Origin of the sequence: Actinacidiphila bryophytorum, from assembly GCF_016916835.1 — a bacterium.
Taxonomy (GTDB): domain Bacteria; phylum Actinomycetota; class Actinomycetes; order Streptomycetales; family Streptomycetaceae; genus Actinacidiphila; species Actinacidiphila bryophytorum.
Genome location: NZ_JAFFIX010000001.1, coordinates 480606 through 504265, shown reverse-complemented (window position 1 = coordinate 504265; position 23660 = coordinate 480606). Strand labels below are relative to the sequence as shown.

The window sequence follows — 23660 nt, the reverse complement described above, 5'->3', positions numbered from 1 at the left end:
CCCCGATGGCGTCAGCGAACACCCACACCTACCGCACCGACCTGGTGTGGACCGGCAACCTGGGCTCGGGCACGAGCGGTTACCGCGCCTACGAGCGCGCGCACGAGGTGTCCGCGCCGGGCGTACCGGTGCTGCTCGGGTCGTCCGACCCGGCCTTCCGCGGGGACGCGTCCCGGTGGAATCCGGAACTGCTGCTGCTGGCCTCGCTGTCGCAGTGCCACATGCTGTCGTATCTGCACGTGTGCGCGGTCGGCGGTGTGACGGTGACCGGCTACACGGACCAGGCGACCGGCACGATGGTGCAGACGCCGGACGGCGGCGGTCACTTCACGGAGGCGGTGCTGCACCCGGTGGTGGAGGTCGCCGACGCGGCGATGGCGGAGAAGGCGGTCGCCCTGCACGCGGACGCACACCGCCTGTGCTTCATCGCCGGCTCGGTCAACTTCCCTGTGCGGCACGATCCGACGGTGACGCACCCGTACGCGCTCTGAGCCTGCGCAGCATCCTCGCGTCCTGGAAGCCCACGGCCCGCGCCGCCGACTCGACGGTGGTGCCGTGGGCGATGAGGTGCTCGGCGCGTTCGATGCGCAGTTCGTGCTGGTAGCGCAGCGGGGTGAGCCCGGTGGCCGCGGTGAAGCGGCGGGTGAGGGTGCGTTCGCTCAGGCCCGTGGCGGCGGCCAGGTCGGTGAGGGCGAGGCGGGCGTCGTAGCGGGCGTCGATGAGGTCCTGGGCGCGGTGGACGGCGTCGCTGACGTGGGAGCGGTGCCTGAGCATGGCGCTGGCCTGCTGCTCGTCGCCGTTGCGCCGGGCGTAGACGACCATCTCGCGGGCGACGCGCGCGGCGGCGCCGGGGCCGTGCCGTACGGCGACCAGGTGCAGGGCCAGGTCGATGCCGCTGGCGATGCCGGCCGAGGTGACGACGCGGCCGTCGACGACGTAGAGGACGTCGGGGACGACGGTGGCCCGCGGGTAGCGGCGGGCCAGTTCGTCCTGGACGTCGTGGTGGGTGGTGCAGCGGCGGCCGTCGAGCAGCCCGGCGCGGCCCAGCGCGTCGGCCCCCGCGCAGACGCTGGCGACGGTGCCGCCCGCCGTGTGGTGGGCGCGCAGCCAGTCCAGCGTCGCGGGGGCCAGCTGCCCGTTGTCGCGCAGGCTGTGCGAGCGCCAGCCGGGGACGAGGACGAGGTCGTCCGCGCCGAGCGAGGGCAGCACCGGGTCGGCGCGCAACGCGATGCCCTGCGCGGTGGGGACGTCCGGCTGCTCGGCCGCGTAGTGCAGGGTGTGGCCGAGGCCCTGGTCGGCCGCGGTGGAGAACACCTGCGCGGGACCTGCGAGGTCGAGCAGGTGCAGCTGCGGCACGAGCAGGAAGACCACCCGGGTCACGATCCGGTCAGCTCCTCGACGGTGGTGACGGTGGCGAAACGGCCCGCCAGCGCGTACTCGGTCCTGGCGACGATCTCGGCGGGCAGCAGCGTACGCGGGTCGGCGAGCACCTCGGCGAGCGGGCGGCCGGTCGGCGCGTCGCGGTGCGCGATGGGCTCGGTGGCGGTGGCGTCGGTGACGAAGGTGACGTCGTAGCCGAGGTCGGAGCCGAGCCGGGTGGTGGTCTCGACGCACTGCTCGGTGCGGATGCCGCAGGTGACCAGGGCGCGGATGCCGCGTTCGGTGAGGATCTGCTGCAGGTTGGTGGTGGTGAAGGCGTTGTGCGCGGTCTTGGCGAGCACGGGTTCGCCGGCCGCGGGGTCGAGCCCCTCGATGAGCCGCACATGGCCGAGCGCCGGGTCGAAGACGGTGCCGGTGCCGGGTTCGGCGTGCAGCACCCACACCACCGACCACCCGCACCGGCGGGCGTGTTCGACCAGCTGGGCGACCTTGGCGGCCACGTCGGGGTCGGAGGCGGCCTGCCAGCTCTCCCGCTGCCGGAAGGACTCCTGGACGTCGATGACGATGAGCGCGGTGGACGCGGTGGACGCGGTGGACGCGGCGGACGGGGTGGCTGTCATGGGCGCCATCCTGCGCGGTGCAGACCTGCGCCGCCAGACACGATCGCGACCGGGTGCGGACCGATCCGGTCAGCGCGGCGGGGGCCGGCTCACAGTGTGGCGTGCCCTCGGATGAGCGCACCGTTCCTTTCGGTTAATGGCAGGGATGCGGGTGGGAAACAGCTGCGGCCCAGGCTCGGGGCATGGCCGACGACGGAGGTTTCTGAGCATGGCTGTCACCACGGCTGCGAGCCGCAACACCAGGGACAACACGATCGTGCTTGTCGGCCACGGGATGGTCGGACAGCGCTTCCTCGAAGCCCTCGCCGACCGCGGGGTGACCGAGCGGTCGCGGGTCGTCGTGCTGTGCGAGGAGCCCCGACCGGCGTACGACCGGGTGCACCTGACGTCGTACTTCTCGGAGGGCGCCAGTCCCGAGGACCTGTCGATGGTCGAGGACGGCTTCATGGCCCGGCACGGCATCGAGCTGCACGTGGGCGACCCGGCGGTCGCGGTGGACCGCGACTCCCGTACGGTGACGGCCCGTTCCGGTCTGACCGTCGGCTACGACACGCTGGTGCTGGCCACCGGCTCGTACCCGTTCGTCCCGCCGGTGCCCGGCAGGGACGCCGAGGGCTGCTTCGTCTACCGCACCATCGAGGACCTGCTGGCGATCGAGGCGTACGCGCAGGGCGTCGGCAGCGGTGCGGTGGTCGGCGGCGGGCTGCTGGGACTCGAGGCGGCGGGCGCCCTGCGCGGCCTCGGACTCGACACCCACGTGGTGGAGTTCGCACCGCGGCTGATGCCGGTGCAGGTCGACGAGGACGGCGGCCAGGCGCTGCGGCGCAGCGTCGAGGGGCTCGGGGTGAGCGTCCACACCGGTGTCGGCACGCAGGAGATCACCGTCGGCGCCGACGGCCGGGTCAGCGGGATGGCCCTGTCCGACGGTTCTGAACTGCCCACCGGCATGGTGGTCTTCTCCGCCGGTGTGCGCCCCCGGGACGACCTGGCGCGGGCCTGCGGGCTGCCGGTCGGCGAGCGCGGCGGCATCGTGGTGGACGAGCAGTGCCGTACGCAGGACCCGGCGGTCTTCGCGATCGGCGAGTGCGCGCTGGCCGCCGACGGCCGGGTCTACGGCCTGGTGGCGCCCGGCAACGAGATGGCCGAGACGGCGGCGAGGACGATCGCAGGCGACGCCGGATCCTTCACCGGCGCCGACCTGTCGACCAAGCTCAAGCTGCTGGGCGTGGACGTGGCGAGCTTCGGCGACGCGCACGGCACCACCGACGGCTGCCTCGACGTCCGCTACTCCGATGCGCGTTCGGGCATCTACCGCAAGCTGGTCGTCGGCTCCGACGGGACGCTGCTGGGCGGCATCCTGGTCGGCGACGTCGAATCGTACGGTGTGCTGCGGCCGTTGACCGGGTCGGTGCCGCCGGTCGCGCCCGAGCACCTGGTGCTGCCGGCCGGCGCGGGCGCCCCGGTCACCCTCGGCCCGACCGCGCTGCCCGACGAGGCGGTGATCTGCAGCTGCAACAACGTCACCAAGGGCGCGATCCGCGGGGCCGTCACCGACCACGCCTGCACCAGCGTGCAGGACGTGAAGAAGTGCACCAAGGCCGGTTCCAGCTGCGGCAGTTGCGTGAAGGTGCTGGGGCAGCTGGTGACGGCGGAGCTGGAGGCCAGCGGGGTCGAGGTCGACAAGGGCATGTGCCCGCACTTCGCGCAGACCAGGGCCGAGCTGTACGAGATCGTGCTCGCACTGCGGCTGTCCTCCTACCGCGAACTGCTCGACGGCCACGGCCGGGAGGAGGCGCGCGGCACCGACGGCTGCGAGATCTGCAAGCCGGCCGTCGCCTCGATCCTGGCCTCGCTCGCCCCCACCGTCGGCGCGAGCGTGCACGTCCTGGACGGCGAGCAGGCCGCGTTGCAGGACACCAACGACCACTTCCTCGCCAACATGCAGAAGAACGGCTCCTACTCGATCGTGCCGCGCATCCCCGGCGGTGAGATCACCCCGGAACGGCTCATCGTGATCGGCGAGGTGGCCCGCGACTTCGGCCTCTACACGAAGATCACCGGCGGCCAGCGTATCGACCTGTTCGGCGCCCGGGTGGAGCAGCTGCCGCTGATCTGGACCCGCCTGGTGGACGCCGGCTTCGAGTCCGGCCACGCCTACGGCAAGGCGCTGCGGACGGTGAAGTCCTGTGTGGGGCAGACCTGGTGCCGCTACGGCGTCCAGGACAGCGTCAGGATGGCGATCGACCTGGAGCTGCGCTACCGGGGCCTGCGCTCCCCGCACAAGCTCAAGTCGGCGGTCTCCGGCTGCGCCCGCGAGTGCGCGGAGGCGCAGAGCAAGGACTTCGGCGTCATCGCCACCGCCAACGGCTGGAACCTGTACGTCGGCGGCAACGGCGGCGCCACCCCGCGGCACGCCGACCTGCTCGCGCAGGACCTCTCGGACGCCGAACTGGTGCGGCTCATCGACCGCTTCCTGATGTTCTACATCCGCACCGCGGAGCCGCTGGAGCGCACCAGCGTGTGGCTGCAGCGCATCGCGGGCGGCCTGGACCACGTGCGCGACGTCGTCGTCCACGACTCGCTGGGCATCTGCGACGAGCTGGAGGCCCTGATGGCCGCGCACGTCGCCGGCTACCGCGACGAGTGGGCGGACACCATCAACGACCCGGAGCGGCTGAGCCGCTTCGTGTCCTTCGTCAACGCCCCCGACACCCCCGACCCGACCGTCCGCTTCGTTCCGGAACGCGGCCAGATCAAGCCCGAGCCGATCCTGCTGGCCCTGACAGAAACGGTGACCGCATGACCGCCATGACCGACCTCACGCCCCCGGCCGCCGCCCTGAGCGGCACGGTCGAACTGCGCACCGCCGACGGCTGGCTCGCGGTGTGCGCGGCCGACGAGCTGCTGCCCGGCCGCGGGGTCGCCGCGCTGCTGCCCGACGGGCGGCAGGCCGCGCTCTTCCGCGACCGCTCGGGGCGGCTCTACGCCATCGGCAACGTGGACCCCTTCACCGGCGCGGGTGTGCTCAGCCACGGCCTGGTCGGCACCCACCAGGACCGCACCTACGTCGCCTCGCCGCTGCTCAAGCAGCGCTTCGACCTGGCGGACGGGCGCTGCCTGGACGACGACACGGTGGCCGTGGACAGCTACCCGGTACGGGTCGCCAGCGCCGCCGCCATCGCCCGGTAGGCGGGCTTGGGCCGGTAGTGCGCGTCGTAGGGGGTGGCGGCGCCCTGGCCCGGGAAGGCGCCCGGCACCCAGGACGTCGCGTCGCTGAACCCCCAGACGGTGAGGCCGCGGCAGCGGGTGACGCCCAGGCACGCCCGCAGCACCGCGTCGTAGTCGGCGGCCTGCTGCCGCAGCGAGTCGCCGTCCGGCGGTGTCGGCATCCGCACGTCGAGTTCGGTGACGGCCACGTCCAGGCCGAGGTCGGCGAAGCGCTGCATGGTCGCCCGGAAGCCGGCGGGAACGCGGCCGAGCGCGAAGTGCGCCTGGAAGCCGACCCCGTCGATCGGCACGCCCTGCTGCTTGAGCGCCTTGGCGAGCGCGTACATCGCCTCGCTCTTCGGCCCCGGGCCTTCGATGGTGTAGTCGTTGAGCCAGAGCTTGGCCGCCGGGTCGGCGGCGTGCGCGGCGGTGAAGGCGTCGGCGATGTAGGACACGCCGAGCTGGCGGTACCAGAGCCCGGCGCGGTGGGTGCCGTCGTCGGCGAAGGGCTCGTTGACGACGTCCCAGGCGGCGACCCGGCCCCTGAAGTGGGTGACCTCGTCGGTGACGTGCCGGAGCATGAGCGCGCGCAGCTCGCCCGCGGTGAAGTCGCCGGTGGTCAGCCACTGCGGGAGCTGGCTGTGCCACACCAGGTTGTGGCCGCGCACCTGCATGCCGTGCGCCTGCGCGAAGGCGACGACGGCGTCGGCCGCCGCCCAGTCGTAGTGGCCGCGCTCGGGCTCGACGCGCTCCCACTTCATCTCGTTCTCCGGGGTGACCGCGTCGAACTCGCGGGCCGCGACCGCCGCCGGTGTGCCGGTGAGGTGGTCCGCCGCCAGGGCGGTGCCGATCCGGATACCGCGGGCGGCCGCCAGGTCCCGCAGCGGGGCGGTGGCGGACGGCTGCCCGGCGCCGTCCTGCCCGGCGCCCTGCGGGCCGCCGCCCGACGACCTGCCCGCCACCAGGACCGCGGCCACCGCGAGGAGTGCCGCGGCCGACCCTCCCGCGACGACTGCCAGTGCCCGCCTCGACAGCACGGTCCCGCCCCCTTCTCAGCTACGGCTGCGGCTTCCGCTGCGGCTGTGCGCCCTTCCCCCGGCCCGATCAGCCGCGACGCGCGTCACACGGTCATACGTCGGCGGCGTCCGCCGTCTCTTCCGCCACGTCCTGTGCGCCTTGTACGCCCGCGGGCGCCGCGGTGCTGCTGCGTTCCACCAGCCTGGTCGCCAGGTCCACCCGCAGGGTGCTGGGCTCACGGCCGCGGCTGAGGTCGAGCACCAGCCGGGCGGCCGCCTCGGCCATCTCCGTCAGCGGCTGCCGCACGGTGGTCAGCGGCGGGCTGATCCAGGTGGCGAGCGGCAGGTCGTCGAAGCCGACCACGCTCAGGTCGCGCGGGATCGACATGCCCAGCTCGCGGGCCGCCTCGTACAGTCCGAGCGCCTGCAGGTCGTTGCCGGTGAAGACGGCGGTGGGGCGGTCGGGCCTGCGCAGCAGTTCCAGTCCTGCCGTGTAGCCGGCCTCGTGGTGGAAGTTGCCCGAGACCACCAGGTCGGGGTCGAAGCGCACCCCCGCGGTCTCCAGGGCGGCACGGTAGCCGTCGATCCTGGCCCGGCTGCACATCATCCTCGCGGGGCCGCCGAGCACGCCGATCCTGGTGTGCCCGAGGTCCAGCAGGTGGCGGGTGGCGGCAAGGCCGCCCTGCCAGTTGGTGGCGCCGATCGCGGGCACGTCCTCGCCGGGGTCGCCCGCGGGGTCGAGCACCACGAACGGTATGTCGCGGCTGATCAGCTGCGCGCGCTGCGCCGGGTCGAGCCCGGACAGCACCAGGATCACGCCGGTCGGGCGGCGGGCGAGCACCCCGTCCACCCAGGTCTGGCCCGGGCTGAGCCGGCCCGCGGACTCCGACAGCACCACGCTCAGGCCCTCCTGCCCGGCCACCCGCTCGACGCCCCTGATCACCTCCATCGCCCAGGAGCTCTCCAGCTCGTGGAAGACCAGGTCGAGCAGCGGGGCGGGCTGCATGCTGCCGCGGCGGCGCTGGTAGCCGTGCCTGCGCAGCAGGTCCTCGACCCGGCTGCGGGTGGCGGGGGCCACGTCGCCGCGGCCGTTGAGCACTTTCGAAACAGTCGGAGCCGAGACCCCGGCGGCCCGGGCGATCTCGGCGAGCGTCGCCGTGCCCTCGCCGGTGGTTCCCGACTGGTCATCGTGCGAAGGCTGGGGAATCGTGGCACTCATGGCAGCGATCGTAGCCCGGCAGGGTAACGTCCGTCCGCGCCCGGTGATGACGATTCTCCGCACGGAGCGCAAAAAGATTCGGATACGGCATCGAAAAATTCGGAAAGCCGGGTCGTCCGCCACTCCCCCGTGGGTCGCCCGCGGGTCGCCTGCACCCCAACGGGTGGCCCCCCGAACGCTGTTACGTATCCAGGACAAATTCCAGGACAACCAGTCCACGGCCTCCCCTGTCTCCTTCTGCGACACGGACCGCGACTGCCGCAGACCAGGCCCGCTGTCGTTTCGCCGGCCGGTCCGATCGGCCCGGCCGCATCACGCATCCTTTGGGGGGATCCGTTGAACCGCACCATGAACCGCCGCGCCCTGCGCGCATCCGCCGTCGCCACGGTGGCCGCCGCCCTCGCCCTGTCGGGCGCGGCTCTGGCCCTCGCGCCGTCGGCCGCCGCCGTCGACCCGACGCGGGGGATGACCGTCTCGGTGGACGCACCGACCGAGATCGGCGCCTCCGGGGGTCCCGTCGAGTTCACCGAGACGTTCGGCAACACCGGCACGAGCTTCGTGCCGGAGAATCTGTGGCTGTCGGCGAACGCCGGCACGGCTCTGTTCGACGACAGCCTGACCATGGACTACCAGGCCGCCGACGGCCGGTGGAAGCCGATCGACCTGACCTACAGCAACAAGACCGGCGTCTTCGGGGGGAAGACGACCGAGACCTTCTCGGTGGCGCCCGGCACCACGCAGACCGTCCACCTGCGGATCGGCCTGCCGATGGGCACCCCGCACCACGGCGACACCAACGGGGGCACCGACCACGTCACACTGACCTCGTCCCTGGTCCCGGTCGGGGAACTGATGGCCGACGCCGACCACGTCGACACGATCAAGGTCACGCCGCTCGCGCACTCCTTCGTCAAGGTGCCGATGGCCGCCTCCCCGGGCGGCGCCCCGATCGAGTTCGGTGCCAAGCTCACCAACTCCACCCCGTCGAAGTACACCAACCTCTCCTACGTGCTCTTCACCGACAAGTACACGTCGGTGCAGGTGCTCAAGAACGGGAAGTGGACCACCGTCCCGGCGGTGGTCAACCCGGACGCGGACTACTTCGCCCAGGGCTTCTACCTCTCCGGCCCGAACGCGGACCTCGCCGCGAACAGCTCGACGACCATCCCGGTCCGGGTCGCCTGGCGCGCCGACGCCCCCGTGGCCCGCGCACGCCTCGAAGGCTGCGTCATCGTCAACGAGCGGCCCGGCACGCCGGCCTTCGACGGCAGCGTGTCGTGCGACAACTCGACGTGGCTGAACGTCACCCACGCCTTCGACCCGACCCCCACCCCGTCCCCGTCGGCCACCGCCACCCCCACCGCCGACCCGACCCCGACCTCCACCGGTGCGGCCCCCGCGCCGGCCGCCCAGCTCGCCGAGACCGGCTCGGGGCGCACCGCGTCCACCGCCGGCCTCGCGGGCGGCGCCCTCGTCCTGGGCGGCGCCGCCACCTTCCTGTCCGCCCGGATGCGCCGCCGCAGCCACTGACATGGGCCGGGGGCGGCGCTTCCGCACGAAGCGCCGCCCCCGGCGGGGAAGGGCCGTTCCGGTCCGCCGGCCGGTGAGGGTTGGCCCCCAGGGCAAGGGGCCGCCGGCAGTGGACCGGGCCGGCCCGGTCGGGTGGTCAGGGGGAGGTGCGGGCCGCGGCGCGGCCGGCCTCCAGGCGGGCGACGGGGATGCGGAAGGGCGAGCAGGACACGTAGTCCAGGCCCACGTCGTGGAAGAAGTGCACGGACTCCGGGTCGCCGCCGTGCTCGCCGCAGATGCCGAGCTTGAGGTCGGGCCGGGTGGCGCGGCCCGCGGCTGCGGCGCTGCGTACCAGGGAGCCGACGCCGTCCTTGTCGATGGTCTCGAAGGGCGACACCCCGAAGATGCCCTTCTCCAGGTAGGCGGTGAAGAACGACGCCTCGACGTCGTCGCGGGAGAAGCCCCAGACGGTCTGGGTGAGGTCGTTGGTGCCGAAGGAGAAGAACTCGGCGGCCTCGGCGATCTGGCCCGCGGTCAGGGCGGCCCGCGGCAGTTCGATCATCGTGCCGATGGCCAGCCGCAGCCGGGTGCCGGTGGCGGCCTCGACCTCGGCGATGACCCGGTCGGCCTCCTCGCGGACGATCTCCAGCTCCTGGACGGTGCCGACCAGCGGGATCATGATCTCGGCCCTGGGGTCGCACTTGGCGGCCTTGCGGTGGGCGGCGGCCTCGGCGATGGCCCGCACCTGCATCGCGAACAGGCCGGGGATGACCAGGCCCAGGCGCACCCCGCGCAGGCCCAGCATCGGGTTCTGCTCGTGCAGCTTGTGGACCGCCTGGAGCAGCCTCAGGTCGTTCTCGTTGGCGTCATTGCGGGACTCGGCGAGAGCGACGCGCACCGACAGCTCGGTGATGTCGGGCAGGAACTCGTGCAGCGGCGGGTCGAGCAGCCGTACGGTCACCGGCAGGCCGTCCATCGCCTCGAACAGCTCGATGAAGTCGGCCTTCTGCAGCGGCAGCAGCGCGCCCAGCGCCTCCTCGCGCTCGGCGTCGGTGTCGGCCAGCACGAGCCGCTCGACCATCTCGCGGCGCTCGCCGAGGAACATGTGCTCGGTACGGCACAGGCCGATGCCCTGCGCGCCGAAGCGGCGGGCGCGGGAGGCGTCCTCCGCGTTGTCGGCGTTGGCGCGCACCCGCAGCCTGCGGACCCGGTCGGCGTACGCCATCACCCGGTGCACGGCCTGCACCAGGCCGTCGGCCTCGTCGGCGCCGGCGTGCATGCGGCCCTCGAAGTACTCGACGACCGGCGACGGCACGACGGGCACCTCGCCCAGGTAGACCTTGCCGGTGGAGCCGTCGATCGAGATGAGGTCGCCCTCCTCTATCACCACGCCACCGGGTGCGGTCAGCCGCCGCCGCTTGGTGTCGACCTCCAGCTCCTCGGCCCCGCACACGCAGGTCTTGCCCATGCCGCGGGCCACGACGGCCGCGTGCGAGGTCTTGCCGCCGCGGGAGGTGAGGATGCCCTCGGCGGCGATCATGCCGTTGAGGTCGTCGGGGTTGGTCTCCCGGCGGATCAGGATCACCTGCTCGCCCGAACGGGACCACTTCACCGCGGTGTAGGAGTCGAAGACCGCCTTGCCGACCGCGGCCCCGGGCGAGGCGGCGATGCCCCAGCCGATCCGCCGGACCTCGCCGCCCTCGGCGACGGTGTCGTCGAACCGCGGGAACATCAGCTGGCTCAGCTGCGCCCCGTTGACCCGCTGCAGTGCCTCGGCCTCGGTGATCAGGCCCTGGTCGACCAGCTGCGTGGCGATGCGGAAGGCCGCGGCCGCGGTGCGCTTGCCGACCCGGGTCTGCAGCATCCACAGGTGCCCGCGCTCGATGGTGAACTCGATGTCGCACAGGTCCCGGTAGTGCGTCTCCAGCGTCTGCATGATCGCCATCAGCTGGTCATAGGAGGTCTTGTCGATGCCTTCGAGGTCGGCGAGCGGCACGGTGTTGCGGATGCCCGCGACGACGTCCTCGCCCTGCGCGTCCTGCAGGTAGTCGCCGTACGTGCCCTGGGCGCCGCTGGCCGGGTCGCGGGTGAAGGCCACTCCGGTGCCGGAGTCGGGGCCGAGGTTGCCGAAGACCATGGAGCACACGTTGACGGCGGTGCCCAGGTCGCCGGGGATGCGCTCCTGGCGGCGGTAGAGCTTGGCGCGTTCGGTGTTCCACGAGTCGAAGACCGCGCGCACCGCGAGGTCCATCTGCTCGCGCGGCTCCTGCGGGAAGTCCCTGCCGGTCTCCTTGACGACGATCTGCTTGAAGTCCTCGACCAGCTGCCGCAGGTCGGCCGCGTCGAGGCCGAGGTCGCTGTCGGCGCCCTTGGCCCGCTTGGCCGCCTCCAGCGCCTCCTCGAAGAGGTCGCCGTCCACGCCCATCACGGTCTTGCCGAACATCTGGACCAGGCGGCGGTAGGAGTCCCACGCGAAACGCTCGTTGTCGGCCTGGGCCGCGAGCCCGTTGACCGAGGCGTCGGACAGGCCGATGTTCAGGACGGTGTCCATCATCCCGGGCATCGAGAACTTCGCGCCCGACCGCACCGACACCAGCAGCGGGTCGTCGGCCTGCCCGAGCCGCTTGCCCATCTGCTGCTCCAGCGCGTCGAGGTGCGCACTCACCTCGTCGCGCAGCGCGGCGGGTTCCGCGCCGGACTCCAGGTACTCCTTGCAGGCCTCGGTGGTGATGGTGAATCCGGGAGGGACCGGAAGCCCGAGGTTGGTCATCTCGGCGAGGTTCGCACCCTTCCCGCCGAGCAGATCCTTGAGGTCCTTGTTGCCCTCAGTGAAGTCGTAGACGAATTTGCGCTGCTGCTGCCGTGCCGACACTGGGCCTCGACTCCTCGCGACCGGGTTGCCCTGACGGCGGGGAGCGTACCCATCTCCAAGGCTCCGCAGTGCGTCCATCACCACGACACACGGGCGTAACCGCTCGTCTGCCGATGGATCGAATGTATTCGGCGTGCCGCCGTGCCGTCATGGTGCGTTCACGAACCGAACGGACGGTGCCGCTCCGCGAGCCGCCGCGGCCGACTCCTCCACGCTGAGTGACGGATGGCGTTGGACCCTGGACGCACGCGGATGGCACTGAGTGCCATGCATTCGAGAGGTGAGCTGCTCGAATGCGCGCTCATTTGAGCGCAAGCCCCATCAAGCGTGGTACGAATCACGTCCCTCGTCTCACCTCCCGGACGTACCCGGGCTACGCCCGCACCGGACGGAGCCGGACGGAGCAGCGCGCGAGGTGTCCGGCGGATCAGCCGCCCGAGGTGTCGGACTCGGCGTCCGCCGACGGGGCGGCGCAGTCGTAGGGATCGTTCAGCCAGCCGTCGGGCAGGACGACGCGCTTGCCGGGGGCCGTACGGCCGCGCGGGCCGTCGGCGTGCGCGGGCCAGGGCTGCGTCTGGTCGAGACCGCCGAGGTGGTCGTCGAGTTCCGCGAGCGACGAGGCCGAGGCCAGGGCGCGGCGGGCGTCGGACCCGACCGCGAAGCCCTTGGTGTACCAGGGCACGTGCTTGCGGAAGTCGACCACCCCGCGGGTCTCGTCGCCGAGCCAGCGGCCGAGGAGTTCCGCGTGCCGGCGCATGACGGCGGCGACCCGGCCGAAGTCCGGGGCGGCGGGGGCGAGTCCCGGGGACTCGAAGGCGGCGACCAGGTCGCCGAAGAGCCAGGGGCGGCCCAGGCAGCCGCGCCCGACGACCACGCCGTCGCACCCGGTGGCCCGCATCATCCGCAGCGCGTCGTCCGCGCACCAGATGTCGCCGTTGCCGAGCACCGGGATCTCCTGGACGTGCTCCTTGAGCCGGGCGATGGCGTCCCAGTCGGCGGTGCCGCCGTAGTGCTGGGCGGCGGTGCGGCCGTGCAGGGCGACGGCGGTGACGCCCTCCTCGACGGCGATCCGCCCGGCGTCGAGATACGTCAGGTGGTCGTCGTCGATGCCCTTGCGCATCTTGATGGTGACCGGCAGGTCGCCCGCGTTGCCGACCGCCTCGCGCAGGATCGACCGCAGCAGGTTGCGCTTGTACGGCAGCGCGGAGCCGCCGCCCTTGCGGGTCACCTTCGGGACGGGGCAGCCGAAGTTGAGGTCGATGTGGTCGGCGAGGTCCTCGTCCACGATCATCCGCACGGCCTTGCCGACGGTCACCGGGTCGACGCCGTAGAGCTGGATGGAGCGCGGGGTCTCGCTCGCGTCGAAGTGGATGAGCTGCATGGTCTTGTCGTTGCGCTCGACCAGTGCGCGGGTGGTGATCATCTCGCTGACGAACAGCCCCTTGCCGCCGCTGAACTCCCGGCACAGCGTACGGAAGGGCGCGTTGGTGATCCCGGCCATGGGCGCGAGCACGACCGGCGGCTGCACGGTGTGCGGGCCGATCCGCAGGAGCCCGGGCACGGGCGGGGCCAGGGTGGTGTCAGCGGTCATGCCGTCCATTGTCCCGTACCCGCGGGTGCCGTATGCCAGTAATCGTTGTACCGTAACAATGGTTCTACTCACACAATCATTGGACGCACCATCCATGCACGAGACGACCGCACGGCGCCGCACCCTCATCCTGGCCATCTGCTGCATGAGCCTGCTGATCGTGAGCCTGGACAACACGATCCTGAACGTCGCACTGCCCTCGCTGCAGAAGGACTTCCACGCCTCGGTGTCCGGGCTGCAGTGGACGATCGACGCGTATCTGCTGGTCATCGCCTCCCTCCTGCTGCTGTCCGGGTCGACGGCCGACCGCATCGGCCGCAAGCGGGTCTTCCAGACCGGCCTGGCGCTCTTCACCGCCGGGTCCCTGCTGTGCAGCCTCGCCCCGGGGCTCGGCTGGCTGATCGCCTTCCGCATGGTGCAGGCGGTCGGCGGCTCGATGCTCAACCCGGTGGCGATGTCGATCATCACCAACACCTTCTCGGAGCCGCGCGAGCGCGCCCGGGCGATCGGCGTGTGGGGCGGCGTCGTCGGCATCAGCATGGCGGCCGGGCCGATCGTCGGCGGTGCGCTCGTGCAGTCGGTCGGCTGGCGGTCGATCTTCTGGATCAACCTGCCAATCGGCCTCGCCGCGCTGGTGCTCACCGCGCGCTTCGTCCCCGAGTCGCGTGCCCCGCGCGCCCGGCGGGTGGACCCGGTCGGCCAGCTGCTGGTCATCGCGCTGCTGGGCACCCTGACCTACGGCATCATCGAAGGCTCGGGTGCGGGCTGGACCTCGCCGGAGATCGTCGGCTGCTTCACCGTGGCGGCGCTGGCCGCGGCGGGCCTGGCCGCGTACGAGAAGCGGCGCACCGACCCGCTGATCGACACCCGGTTCTTCCGCAGCGTGCCCTTCAGCGGCGCCACCGTGATCGCGGTGTGCGGCTTCGCAGCGCTCGGCGGCTTCCTCTTCCTCAACACGCTCTACCTGCAGAACGAACGCGGCCTGTCCGCCCTGGACGCGGGCCTGTACATGCTGCCGATGGCCGCGATGGCGCTGGTCTTCGCGCCGCTGTCGGGGCGCCTGGTCGGAGCGCGGGGACCGCGGCTGCCGCTGGTGCTCGCGGGCGTCACGATGACCGCGAGCGGTGTGCTCTTCGCGGCGCTCGACGCCCAGTCGTCCGACGCGCTGCTCTTCACGTCGTACGTGCTCTTCGGTATCGGCTTCGGCCTGGTCAACGCCCCCATCACCAACACCGCGGTGTCCGGCATGCCGCGCGCGCAGGCCGGGGTCGCGGCGGCGGTGGCCTCGACCAGCCGCCAGGTCGGCCAGTCGCTGGGCGTCGCGGTGCTGGGCGCGGCACTGGCCGCGGGGCTGCACGACGGCGCCTGGTGGATCATCGCGGGCTGTGGTGCGGCGGTGCTCGTGCTGGGTACGCTCACCACCGGCCGGTGGGCCAAGGCCACGGCGGCGCGTACCGCGGAACTGTTGATCACGCCCGAGGCGGAGGACAACCGGATGGCGGTGAAGGTGTGACCACGGCACGGCAGGAGACGGCACAGCGGCGGACGGCACGGCGGCAGTCGTACGGCGACGAGCAGGCGTACGTCGACGAGCAGGCGTACGTAGACGAGCACGGTGAGCAGGAGTCCGGCGGCGAGGAAGCCGCCGAGCGCGTGTGGCGCAACCTGCGCGCGCTGGTGCTGGAGCGCAACGAGCGCCGCAAGGAGGTCGCCGAGGCCCTCGGCATGAGCTTCTTCCGGGCCAAGGCGCTGCGCAGGATCGCCGCCCGGCCCTCCCAGATGAGCGAGCTGGCGGCGCAGCTGGCCTCCGACCGCCCGTATCTCACCCTCGTGGTGGACGACCTGGAAAAGCGCGGCCTGGTGGAGCGCAGGCAGCACCCCACCGACCGGCGCTGCAAGATCGTGTCGGCCACCGAGGCGGGCCTCGCGGCAGCCGCTCGGGCCAACGCGATCCTCGGCAACCCGCCGCCCGCCCTGCTCGCCCTGTCCCCAGCCGACCTCGCGGACCTGGACCGGATCACCTCGGCGCTGGCGGCTGACCCGCAGGACTGACGCGGGTGGGCCGGCCCGGTCGACCCGGCCGGCTCAGCCGCGCACCGCGGCGATCGCGACGTCCAGCACGTCGTCCAGGCTGTCCTTGCCGCCCGCGTCCAGCCAGTGGGTGATCGACACGTCCAGGCAGCCGAGCTGCACGGTGACGATGGCCGACGCGCGCAGCCTGCGGGTCTCCTCGGGGCCGTCGTGGATCCTGGCCAGCATCCCCGGCAGCAGCAGCTCCCGCCACTGGGCGTGCTTCTGCTGCCTGGCCGCCCGCAGCGACGGTGTGCTCGCGAACATCCGCGCCCTGGCCAGCATGCCCTCCCGGTCCTCCGAGATCCCGGCGAGCAGCACCGAGAGCGCACCGCGCAGCGCCTGCCAGGCGTCCTCGCCCACGGGCCGGTCGTCCAGTGCCGCCGCCAGCCGGGCACCGGCCTCCTGCATGCTGCCGACGACCATGTCCTCCTTGGTGTCGAAGTAGCGGAAGACGCTGCGCGCCGACATGCCGACCTCGCTGGCGATCTGCTCGACCGTGGTCTCCTCGAAGCCCTGGGCGATGAACATCTGGATCGCCCGCTCCGCGATCTGCGCACGTACCGTTCTGCGGGTCATCTCTCGCAGGCCTGAGCCCCGGGCGCGGGTCGAAGTCATGGCGTCGATTTTATGCGGTGGCGGCCCGCGTCACACTGCCACCGGGCGCCGCTGCGCGATCACGACGCGGTGCAGCTGCTCCAGCCGCTCCCTGGTCAGCTGGTCCACCGGCGAGTACACCGTCAGCCGCGGACCGTCCTGCGGGCCGAGCCACAGATGCGTGAAGTCGAAGGCCAGCAGGCCCACTTCCGGGTTCAGGTAGCGCTTCACATGGCTGCCGGGCTGCAGCACCTCGTGCCGCTCCCAGGCCTCGCGGAACTCCGGCGAATTCTGCTGGAGCCGCCGCAGCAGCTCCTTCCAGGCGGGTTCCGCCAGGTGGTTGGCCATCGAGGCGCGGAACTTCGCCGCCATCACCCGGGTGTTCTCCTCCCGGTCCAGCATCCGCTCGCGCCACCGCGGGTCGGTGAAGGCCAGCCACATCACGTTGCGGTCCTCGGCCGGCAGCTCGTCGAGGTCGCACACCAGCCGCCCGTAGGTGCGGTTGTGGGCGACGATGTCGAAGCGGCTGTTGAAGACCGCGGCAGGCAGCGGCTCCAGCTGGTCGATCATCGCCCGGACCGCGGGCGAGACGCCCGGGCAGTCCAGGTGCGGATGCGGGTCGGCGGTGCCGGCCAGGGTGAACAGGTGCCTGCGCTCGTTCTGGTCCAGCATCAGGGCGCGCGCGATGGCGTCGGCGACCTGGCTGGACACCTGGATGTCCCGCGCCTGTTCGAGCCAGGTGTACCAGGTCACACCCACCGCGGCGAGCTGCGCGACCTCCTCGCGGCGCAGCCCGGGGGTGCGGCGCCTGCGGCCCGGCGGCAGCCCGACCTGCTCGGGCGCGATGCGCTCGCGGCGGCTGCGCAGGAACGACGCCAGCTCCTGCCGGCGGCTCGCGGCCGAGTCGGAACCGGGCGGCTGGGTGCGCGACCCGTCGCTGCCGGGGGCCTGCTGGGTGACGTCGCCGGGTGCGTTCATATTCCCAGGGTGCCAAACCCGTCAGCCGGTTGCCAGGTGCTCGGTATACCTGGATAAACGCTCTCTGGTACCCCCCTGAGCACAGGTCCAGTGTGGACCATGTGAACGACCGAATGGACCAGACGCTCCCTTCCCGGGCTCAGGTGCTGCCCCGCGTGACCCGCATCGCGGCACCCTCGCCCTCCGCTCCCCCGAAGTCCCCGTCCCCCTCCCCCGCCGCCCCGGCCCTCAGCGCGCTCGGCCTGCTGACCGTCCTGCTCGGCGCGGCCCTGCCGATGGTGGACTTCTTCATCGTCAACGTGGCCCTGCCCACCATCGACCGCGACCTCGACGCGGGTCCCGCGGTCCTGGAGATGGTGGTCGCCGGCTACGGCGTCGCCTACGCCGTACTCCTCGTGCTCGGCGGCCGGCTCGGCGACCTCTTCGGCCGCCGCAACCTCTTCCTGTGGGGCCTCGGGCTCTTCGCGGCCACCTCGCTCGCCTGCGGCCTCGCCCCCACCGCCTGGACCCTGGTGGCCGCCCGCGTCGCCCAGGGCGCCGCCTCCGCCCTGCTGCTGCCGCAGGCCCTGGCCACCATCCAGGCCGCGACCTCCGGCAGCAGCCGCGGCAAGGCGCTCAGCTACTACGGCGCCACGGCCGGCGTCGCCAGCGTCGTCGGCCAGGTCCTCGGCGGCGTCCTGGTCTCCGCCGACCTCGCCGGCAGCGGCTGGCGGGCCATCTTCCTGGTCAACGTGCCGGTCGCCGCGGTCGCGCTGGCGCTGGCCCTGAAGTCGGTGCCGGAGACGCGCTCGGCCAACCCCGCCAGGATCGACCGGGCGGGCACGGTGCTGCTGGCGCTCACCCTCATCACCTTGCTGCTGCCCCTCACCGAGGGCCGGGCGGCCGGCTGGCCGCTGTGGTCGTGGGTGCTGCTGGCCCTGTCACCCTTCGCCGCGGCCGCCTTCGTCGCCGTCGAGCGGCACGGTGAACGCACCGGCGGCAACCCGCTGCTGCCGCCGTCCCTGGTCCGCATCCACAGCGTACGCAGCGGGCTGCTGCTCATCGTGCCCTTCTGCCTGGGCTTCGGCGGCTTCATGTTCGTCCTCGCCGTCGCCATGCAGGACGGCCTCCACCTCGGCGCGCTCGCCGCGGGCGCCGCCCTCGCGCCGCTGTGCGCCGCCTTCTTCGCGGCCTCGCTGCTCGGCCCGCGCATGGTCGCCCGCCACGGGCGGCGCGTCGTCACCGCCGGCTCCCTCGTCCAGGCGGTCGGCCTGGCCGCCCTGGCCGCCACCTTCTTCTGGGGCTGGCCCCACGTCGGCATCCTCACCCTCGCGCCGAGCATGGCCGTCCTCGGCTTCGGCCAGGGCTTCGTCCTGCCGGTGGTCTTCCGCATCGTCCTCAGCGAGGTGCCTGCGGCGCAGGCGGGGGTGGGGAGCGGGGCGATGGCGACCACCCAGCAGTCCAGCCTCGCGCTGGGCGTCGCGACCCTCGGCACGCTCTTCTTGACGCTGAGCACGTCCATCGGCGTCCGCGACGCCCTCGTCTGGGCACTGGCCGCCCAACTCGCCGCGGTGGCCCTGACCACCGCCTTGAGCTTCCGCCTCCCCCGCGCAGTCGTCTGACCCGCCCCCTCCGGGGGGCGCGCCCAGGTGACTGCCACTTGCCGTGGCGTTGCTTCCTTCCGGTGCGTGCGTGGTTGCGCGCGAGTTCCCCGCACCCCCCAAAAAAAGCTCCCCCTCGCAGGCAAAGCCACACCCACCCTGCGAGAAGGGGGCACCCCCCAGGGGCGCGGGGAACTGCGCGACCAGCCACGACGGCGGGAGAGCCGACCACCTACCGCAAGGGGCAGGACCTGAGGGGCGCGGCGAACTGCGCGCCCGATCACCCACGCGCCGAAAGGTGCAAGCTCACAGCAAGTGGCACCCGCCCAGGAGGCGCTGGGGGTACCCCCAGGCGAAGCTCTGGGGGCGGAACTGCGCGACAAGCCCCTGCCGGGGGGAAAGGCGAAAACCCACCGCAGGGGGGCAGAACGTCAGGTCCAGCGGAAGAGCCGCTGGACCTACGGCGTTGAGGAAAGCATGGTGCAGGCATCGACGTTCGCGCCGGAGGCGCAAGGGACAGGCAGGCCCCGCCTGCCGTACGTGCTCCTCACGTGCGGCGCGTTGCTCATACCGTGGCTCACGATCCTGGCCAGCACCGCAGCCCCCGGCTGGCTGGCCCTGGACTCGTTCGAGGCGGTGGGCCTGATCACCACCGCCGTGCTGGCGCTGCGCGCCCACCCGGCGCTGCCCGTCGTGGCCGCGGCCACGGCGGCCGCCCTGCTGCTGGACGCCGCACTGGACCTGGCGACGTCGGAGGGCACCGCCCGGCTGGCCGCCGTGGTCATGGCCCTGATCGCCGAGCTGCCGCTGGCGGCCGCCTGCGCCGTACTGGCGCTGACGGCCGCCCCGGCCGTGAAGGCGGCCGTGACAGCGGAGGTTCAGCAGCCGAGCAGCCGGCTGCCGAGGTAGCCCTCGACCTGGTCGAGGGACACCCGCTCCTGGACCATGGTGTCGCGCTCGCGCACGGTCACCGCGTTGTCGGTGAGCGTGTCGAAGTCGACGGTGACGCAGAACGGCGTGCCGATCTCGTCCTGGCGGCGGTAGCGGCGGCCGATGGCGCCGGCGTCGTCGAACTCGATGTTCCAGTGCGCGCGCAGCGCCGTGGCCAGGCCCTTGGCCTTGGGGGACAGCTCGGGGTTGCGGGACAGCGGCAGCACGGCGACCTTGACGGGGGCGAGCCGCGGGTCGAGCCGCATGACGGTCCGCTTCTCCATGACGCCCTTGGCGTTGGGCGCCTCGTCCTCGTTGTACGCGTCGAGCATGAAGGCCAGCATCGCGCGGTTGACGCCTGCCGCGGGTTCGATGACGTACGGGAACCAGCGCTCGCCCGCCTCCTGGTCGAAGTAGGACAGGTCCTGGCCGGAGGCCTTGGAGTGGGCGCCGAGGTCGAAGTCCGTGCGGTTGGCGACGCCCTCCAGCTCACTGAACTCCTGGCCGCCGAAGTTGAAGCGGTACTCGATGTCGGCGGTGCGCTTGGAGTAGTGCGACAGCTTCTCCTTGGCGTGCTCGTACCAGCGCATGTTCTCCTCACGCATGCCCAGGCCCGTGTACCAGTTCCAGCGCTCCTGCATCCAGTACTCGTGCCACTTCTCGTCCTCGCCGGGCTTGACGAAGAACTCCATCTCCATCTGCTCGAACTCGCGGGTGCGGAAGATGAAGTTGCCGGGCGTGATCTCGTTGCGGAAGGACTTGCCCATCTGGGCGATGCCGAACGGCGGCTTCTTGCGCGAGGTGGTCTGCACCTGGGCGAAGTTCACGAAGATGCCCTGCGCGGTCTCGGGCCGCAGGTAGGCCACGGAGCCGGCGTCCTGGGTCGGGCCGAGGTGGGTCTGCAGCATGCCGGAGAACTGCTTGGGCTCGGTGAAGGCGCCCTTGGTGCCGCAGTGCGGGCAGTTGATGTCGGCGAGCCCGTTGGCGGGCAGCTTGCCGTGCTTGGCCTCGTACGCCTCCTCCAGGTGGTCGGCGCGGAAGCGCTTGTGGCAGGAGGTGCACTCGGTGAGCGGGTCGGAGAACGTGGCGACGTGGCCCGAGGCGACCCACACCTCGGGGGCGAGGATCACCGACGAGTCGAGGCCCACCACGTCCTCCCGGGAGGTGACCATCGCACGCCACCACTGGCGCTTGATGTTCTCCTTCAGCTCGACGCCCAGCGGCCCGTAGTCCCAGGCGGCCTTCGAGCCGCCGTAGATCTCACTGCTCGGGAAAACGAAGCCACGGCGCTTGCTCAGGCTGACGATGGTGTCGATCTTGTCGGCGGCCACGGTGCTCTCTTCAGTACGACGAAGGGGTCAGTTGCCCCAGATTACCGGCGCGGACGGGGCGCATATCAAATCCGTTCGGCCGCCTGCAAGGACGAGCCCGCTCCGAGCCCGCCGCGAACCCCCTCCCCACGACGCAATTGACAATCGTTTCCATCTTTGTTGAAAATGACTGTCATGAACAACAGTCGCCGCGTGATACCGGCCGCCGCACTCGCGCTCGCCGCCCTGGCCCTCCCGGCCCTCACCGCCTGCTCTGGCTCCTCCGGCGCCGGGGACGACGCCAAGGGCGGCGGGAAGCTGCGGGTCACCGCGTCCTTCTACCCGCTGGAATTCCTCGCCGACCGGATCGGCGGCCCGTACGTCCAGGTCACCGACCTCACCAAGCCCGGCGTCGAACCGCACGACCTGGAGCTGGCGCCGCAGCAGATCGCCGCGCTGAGCAAGGCCGACGTCGTCATCTCGCTGCACGGCCTGCAGCCGGCCGTGGACGACGCCATCGGGCAGTCCGGTGTCGCGCACAAGGTCGACGCCGCCGCCCTGACCTCCCTTGAGGACCACGGCACCGAGGTGGACGGCCGCCACCACACCACGGGCGACAACGGCAGCGGCGCCGAGAGCGAGGAGGACGCCGGGTCCGACCCGCACATCTGGCTCGACCCGGTCCGCTACGCCCAGGTCGCCAAGGGCGTCGGCGCTGCGCTCGCCCAGGCCGACCCCGCGCACTCGGCCGCCTACGCCAAGAACACCGACGCGCTGGTCGCCCAGCTCGGCGCACTGGACACCGAATTCCGCGACGGGCTGAAGAACCGCACCACCGACACCTTCATCACCACCCACGCGGCCTTCGGCTACCTCGCCGAGCGCTACGGCCTGGTGGAGGAGGCCATCAACGGCCTCGACCCGGAGAGCGAGCCCAGCGCCACCCGTATGAAGGCGCTGCTCGACCTCGCCGGGCGCGAGCACGTCAGCACGGTCTTCTTCGAGACGCTGGTCAGCGACAAGACGGCCAGGACAGTCGCCGGCGACCTGCACCTGCGCACCGACGTGCTCGACCCGATCGAGGGCATCACCCCGAAGTCGAGGGGCACCGACTACTTCGCGGTGCAGCGCAGCAATCTGGCCGCCCTGCAGACCGCGCTGGGGGTGCCGCGCCGATGACCGACACGGTGGTGGCGCTGCGCGGCGCGTCGGCCTCGCTGGGCGCCCGCCAGGTGCTGCACGGCATCGACCTGGCCGTCGCCCGTGGCGAGGTGGTGGCACTGCTGGGCGCGAACGGCTCGGGCAAGTCCACGGCCGTACGCGCGGCCGTCGGCCGGGTGCGGCTCAGCTCCGGCAGCTGGGAGCTGTTCGGCACGCCCGGCGAGCGCTTCCGGCAGTGGGCCAGGATCGGCTACGTACCGCAGCGCACCACCGCGGCCGGCGGGGTGCCCGCGACCGTACGCGAGGTCGTCGCCGCCGGGCGGCTGGCCAGGACCGGGCTGCGCCCGCCGCGCCGGGCCGACAAGGCGGCGGTGGCCCGGGCGATCGAGCTGGTCGGGATGGCGGACCGGGCCGCGGACGCGGTGGACGCGCTGTCCGGCGGCCAGCACCAGCGGGTGCTGATCGCCCGCGCCCTGGCCACGGAGCCCGACCTGCTGATCATGGACGAGCCGATGGCGGGCGTCGACCTGGCAGCCCAGCAGGTCCTCGCCGACACCGTACGCGCCCAGGTCGCGGCCGGCACGACCGTGCTGCTGGTGCTGCACGAACTCGGCCCGCTGGCGCCGCTCATCGACCGGGCGGTCCTGCTGCGCGACGGCCGTGTCGCCCACGACGGCCCGCCGCCCCCGCTGGCCCCCGACCACGTCCACCCGCACGCCGACGAGGCTGCCGCCACGGTGAAGGGACACCTCGACCGATGGACCTCCTGAACTACGCCTTCATGCAGCGCGCCCTGCTCGCCGCGCTGCTGGTCGGCGTCACCGCGCCCGCGGTCGGCACCTTCCTGGTCCAGCGGCGGCAGGCGATCATGGGCGACGGCATCGGGCACGTCGCGCTCACCGGCGTGGCCCTGGGCTTCCTGCTCCAGGTCAGCCCGGTCTGGACCGCGGTGGCCGTGTCGGTGGCCGGCGCCGTCGGCATGGAACTCATCCGCTCCTACGGCAAGGCCCGCGGCGACATCGCGCTGGCCATGCTCTTCTACGGCGGCATGTCCGGCGGCGTGATGATCATCTACCTGGCGCCGAACGGCTCCAACGCCAACCTCACGACGTATCTGTTCGGCTCGATCAGCACGGTCTCGCCGCAGGACATCCCGCCGATGATCGCGCTGGCCGCCTTCGTGCTGCTGGTGGTGCTCGGCCTGCGGCGGCACCTCTTCGCCGTCTGCCAGGACGAGGAGTTCGCGCGCGTCGGCGGGCTGCCGGTGCGGGCGCTCAACCTGCTGCTCGCGGTGACCGCGGCGGTCACCGTGACGGTCGCCATGCGGGCCGTCGGGCTGCTGCTGGTCAGCGCCCTCATGGTGATCCCGGTCGCCGCCGCCCAGCAGGTCACCCGCGGCTTCGCCTGGACGCTGGCGGTCGCGGTGGCCATCGGCGTGACCGTCGCGCTGTCCGGCACCGTCTTCTCCTACTACGTCGACGTGCCGCCCGGCTCCAGCATCGTGCTGGCCTCCATGGCCGTCTTCCTGCTCTTCACCGCGGCCGCCGGGCCGCTGCGGCGCCGGCTGCCCCGCCCGGGCTGGCACAATGGGGGCGTCAGGGCGCGCAGGCCGTCATGAGG

20 protein-coding genes are annotated in these 23660 nt (G+C 72.3%); 11 read left to right on the top strand and 9 right to left on the bottom strand.

Features of this window, described 5'->3' with window-relative positions; genetic code table 11:
* The first annotated feature begins 5 nt into the window (after window positions 1-5).
* Window positions 6-491, top strand: coding sequence for an OsmC family protein (locus tag JT723_RS02070; RefSeq protein ID WP_205042565.1), 486 nt, complete (start codon window positions 6-8; stop codon window positions 489-491).
* Here the strand turns inward: JT723_RS02070 and JT723_RS02065 are convergent.
* On the bottom strand, window positions 439-1380 hold the full coding sequence (locus JT723_RS02065) for a GlxA family transcriptional regulator (protein WP_205042564.1): 942 nt from the start codon (window positions 1378-1380) through the stop codon (window positions 439-441). The genes JT723_RS02070 and JT723_RS02065 overlap by 53 nt on opposite strands.
* Window positions 1377-2000, bottom strand: a complete 624-nt coding sequence (locus JT723_RS02060; protein WP_205042563.1) for a cysteine hydrolase family protein — start codon at window positions 1998-2000, stop codon at window positions 1377-1379. Before JT723_RS02060 ends, JT723_RS02065 begins: the two co-directional genes overlap by 4 nt.
* Window positions 2001-2208: 208 nt before the next feature.
* Between JT723_RS02060 and nirB the strand changes: the two genes are divergently transcribed.
* Together nirB and nirD are read left to right on the top strand one after the other, a co-directional pair.
* Window positions 2209-4803 carry a nitrite reductase large subunit NirB gene (nirB, locus tag JT723_RS02055; protein ID WP_205042562.1) on the top strand — a complete coding sequence of 865 codons (2595 nt, stop codon included), beginning with the start codon at window positions 2209-2211 and terminating at the stop codon, window positions 4801-4803.
* A gap of 5 nt (window positions 4804-4808) precedes the next feature.
* Window positions 4809-5189: a nitrite reductase small subunit NirD gene (gene nirD / locus JT723_RS02050; protein ID WP_205042810.1), complete on the top strand. Its 381-nt coding sequence runs from the start codon at window positions 4809-4811 to the stop codon at window positions 5187-5189.
* Here the strand turns inward: nirD and JT723_RS02045 are convergent.
* Both JT723_RS02045 and JT723_RS02040 read right to left on the bottom strand, forming a co-directional pair.
* Entirely contained in the window at window positions 5147-6244 is a 1098-nt protein-coding gene (locus JT723_RS02045) for a glycoside hydrolase family 10 protein (RefSeq protein WP_251512813.1), read from the bottom strand. The two genes, nirD and JT723_RS02045, sit on opposite strands and share 43 nt — an antisense overlap.
* A gap of 91 nt (window positions 6245-6335) precedes the next feature.
* Window positions 6336-7442 (bottom strand): LacI family DNA-binding transcriptional regulator, encoded by a 1107-nt coding sequence (locus tag JT723_RS02040; protein WP_205042561.1) that lies wholly within the window; start codon window positions 7440-7442, stop codon window positions 6336-6338.
* Between the two features lie 336 nt (window positions 7443-7778).
* On the opposite strand from JT723_RS02040, the gene JT723_RS02035 reads away from it, so the two are divergent.
* Window positions 7779-8972, top strand: a complete 1194-nt coding sequence (locus JT723_RS02035; protein ID WP_205042560.1) for a hypothetical protein — start codon at window positions 7779-7781, stop codon at window positions 8970-8972.
* Window positions 8973-9108: 136 nt separating this feature from the next.
* On the opposite strand, the gene ppdK is transcribed toward JT723_RS02035, so the two are convergent.
* Together ppdK and dusB are read right to left on the bottom strand one after the other, a co-directional pair.
* Window positions 9109-11823 carry a pyruvate, phosphate dikinase gene (gene ppdK, locus JT723_RS02030; protein ID WP_205042559.1) on the bottom strand — a complete coding sequence of 905 codons (2715 nt, stop codon included), beginning with the start codon at window positions 11821-11823 and terminating at the stop codon, window positions 9109-9111.
* Between the two features lie 427 nt (window positions 11824-12250).
* Window positions 12251-13414, bottom strand: coding sequence for a tRNA dihydrouridine synthase DusB (gene dusB / locus JT723_RS02025; RefSeq protein ID WP_205042558.1), 1164 nt, complete (start codon window positions 13412-13414; stop codon window positions 12251-12253).
* A 94-nt stretch (window positions 13415-13508) separates the two neighbouring features.
* On the opposite strand from dusB, the gene JT723_RS02020 reads away from it, so the two are divergent.
* Together JT723_RS02020 and JT723_RS36030 are read left to right on the top strand one after the other, a co-directional pair.
* Window positions 13509-14927, top strand: coding sequence for an MFS transporter (locus JT723_RS02020; protein ID WP_205042557.1), 1419 nt, complete (start codon window positions 13509-13511; stop codon window positions 14925-14927).
* Complete coding sequence (locus JT723_RS36030; protein ID WP_251512811.1) at window positions 14924-15466, top strand: MarR family winged helix-turn-helix transcriptional regulator; 543 nt, start codon at window positions 14924-14926, stop codon at window positions 15464-15466. The genes JT723_RS02020 and JT723_RS36030 overlap by 4 nt, the downstream gene beginning before the upstream one ends.
* Window positions 15467-15499: 33 nt before the next feature.
* Here JT723_RS36030 and JT723_RS02010 read toward each other — a convergent pair whose 3' ends face one another.
* Entirely contained in the window at window positions 15500-16102 is a 603-nt protein-coding gene (locus tag JT723_RS02010) for a TetR/AcrR family transcriptional regulator (RefSeq protein ID WP_205042556.1), read from the bottom strand.
* Between the two features lie 30 nt (window positions 16103-16132).
* The gene (locus tag JT723_RS02005; protein ID WP_205042555.1) at window positions 16133-17059 is read right to left on the bottom strand and encodes a helix-turn-helix transcriptional regulator; all 927 of its coding nucleotides are present in this window, start codon (window positions 17057-17059) and stop codon (window positions 16133-16135) included.
* A 113-nt stretch (window positions 17060-17172) separates the two neighbouring features.
* Between JT723_RS02005 and JT723_RS02000 the strand changes: the two genes are divergently transcribed.
* Window positions 17173-18660: an MFS transporter gene (locus JT723_RS02000; protein WP_205042808.1), complete on the top strand. Its 1488-nt coding sequence runs from the start codon at window positions 17173-17175 to the stop codon at window positions 18658-18660.
* Between the two features lie 540 nt (window positions 18661-19200).
* Window positions 19201-19548, top strand: coding sequence for a hypothetical protein (locus tag JT723_RS01995; RefSeq protein WP_205042554.1), 348 nt, complete (start codon window positions 19201-19203; stop codon window positions 19546-19548).
* Here JT723_RS01995 and JT723_RS01990 read toward each other — a convergent pair.
* Window positions 19518-20900, bottom strand: a complete 1383-nt coding sequence (locus tag JT723_RS01990; protein WP_205042553.1) for a glycine--tRNA ligase — start codon at window positions 20898-20900, stop codon at window positions 19518-19520. The genes JT723_RS01995 and JT723_RS01990 overlap by 31 nt on opposite strands.
* Window positions 20901-21074: 174 nt before the next feature.
* On the opposite strand from JT723_RS01990, the gene JT723_RS01985 reads away from it, so the two are divergent.
* Genes JT723_RS01985 through JT723_RS01975 form a run of 3 tightly spaced genes read left to right on the top strand, consistent with a single transcriptional unit; the run spans window position 21075 to window position 23658 of the window.
* A complete protein-coding gene (locus JT723_RS01985) occupies window positions 21075-22058 on the top strand; it encodes a metal ABC transporter substrate-binding protein (RefSeq protein ID WP_205042552.1) in 984 nt (327 codons plus the stop codon).
* Complete coding sequence (locus JT723_RS01980; RefSeq protein WP_205042551.1) at window positions 22055-22810, top strand: metal ABC transporter ATP-binding protein; 756 nt, start codon at window positions 22055-22057, stop codon at window positions 22808-22810. The genes JT723_RS01985 and JT723_RS01980 overlap by 4 nt, the downstream gene beginning before the upstream one ends.
* Complete coding sequence (locus tag JT723_RS01975; RefSeq protein ID WP_205042550.1) at window positions 22798-23658, top strand: metal ABC transporter permease; 861 nt, start codon at window positions 22798-22800, stop codon at window positions 23656-23658. The genes JT723_RS01980 and JT723_RS01975 overlap by 13 nt, the downstream gene beginning before the upstream one ends.
* The last annotated feature ends 2 nt before the right edge of the window (window positions 23659-23660 follow it).

Excerpts from the sequence above, each read along its gene's own strand:
- JT723_RS02070 (WP_205042565.1), top strand. The coding sequence starts at position 6 with ATGGCGTCAGCGAACACCCACACCTACCGCACCGACCTGGTGTGGACC.
- JT723_RS02060 (WP_205042563.1), bottom strand. The coding sequence starts at position 2,000 with ATGACAGCCACCCCGTCCGCCGCGTCCACCGCGTCCACCGCGTCCACC.
- nirB (WP_205042562.1), top strand. The coding sequence starts at position 2,209 with ATGGCTGTCACCACGGCTGCGAGCCGCAACACCAGGGACAACACGATC.
- nirD (WP_205042810.1), top strand. The coding sequence starts at position 4,809 with ATGACCGACCTCACGCCCCCGGCCGCCGCCCTGAGCGGCACGGTCGAA.
- JT723_RS02040 (WP_205042561.1), bottom strand. The coding sequence starts at position 7,442 with ATGAGTGCCACGATTCCCCAGCCTTCGCACGATGACCAGTCGGGAACC.
- dusB (WP_205042558.1), bottom strand. The coding sequence starts at position 13,414 with ATGACCGCTGACACCACCCTGGCCCCGCCCGTGCCCGGGCTCCTGCGG.
- JT723_RS02020 (WP_205042557.1), top strand. The coding sequence starts at position 13,509 with ATGCACGAGACGACCGCACGGCGCCGCACCCTCATCCTGGCCATCTGC.
- JT723_RS02010 (WP_205042556.1), bottom strand. The coding sequence starts at position 16,102 with ATGACTTCGACCCGCGCCCGGGGCTCAGGCCTGCGAGAGATGACCCGC.
- JT723_RS02005 (WP_205042555.1), bottom strand. The coding sequence starts at position 17,059 with ATGAACGCACCCGGCGACGTCACCCAGCAGGCCCCCGGCAGCGACGGG.
- JT723_RS02000 (WP_205042808.1), top strand. The coding sequence starts at position 17,173 with ATGGACCAGACGCTCCCTTCCCGGGCTCAGGTGCTGCCCCGCGTGACC.
- JT723_RS01985 (WP_205042552.1), top strand. The coding sequence starts at position 21,075 with ATGAACAACAGTCGCCGCGTGATACCGGCCGCCGCACTCGCGCTCGCC.
- JT723_RS01980 (WP_205042551.1), top strand. The coding sequence starts at position 22,055 with ATGACCGACACGGTGGTGGCGCTGCGCGGCGCGTCGGCCTCGCTGGGC.
- JT723_RS01975 (WP_205042550.1), top strand. The coding sequence starts at position 22,798 with ATGGACCTCCTGAACTACGCCTTCATGCAGCGCGCCCTGCTCGCCGCG.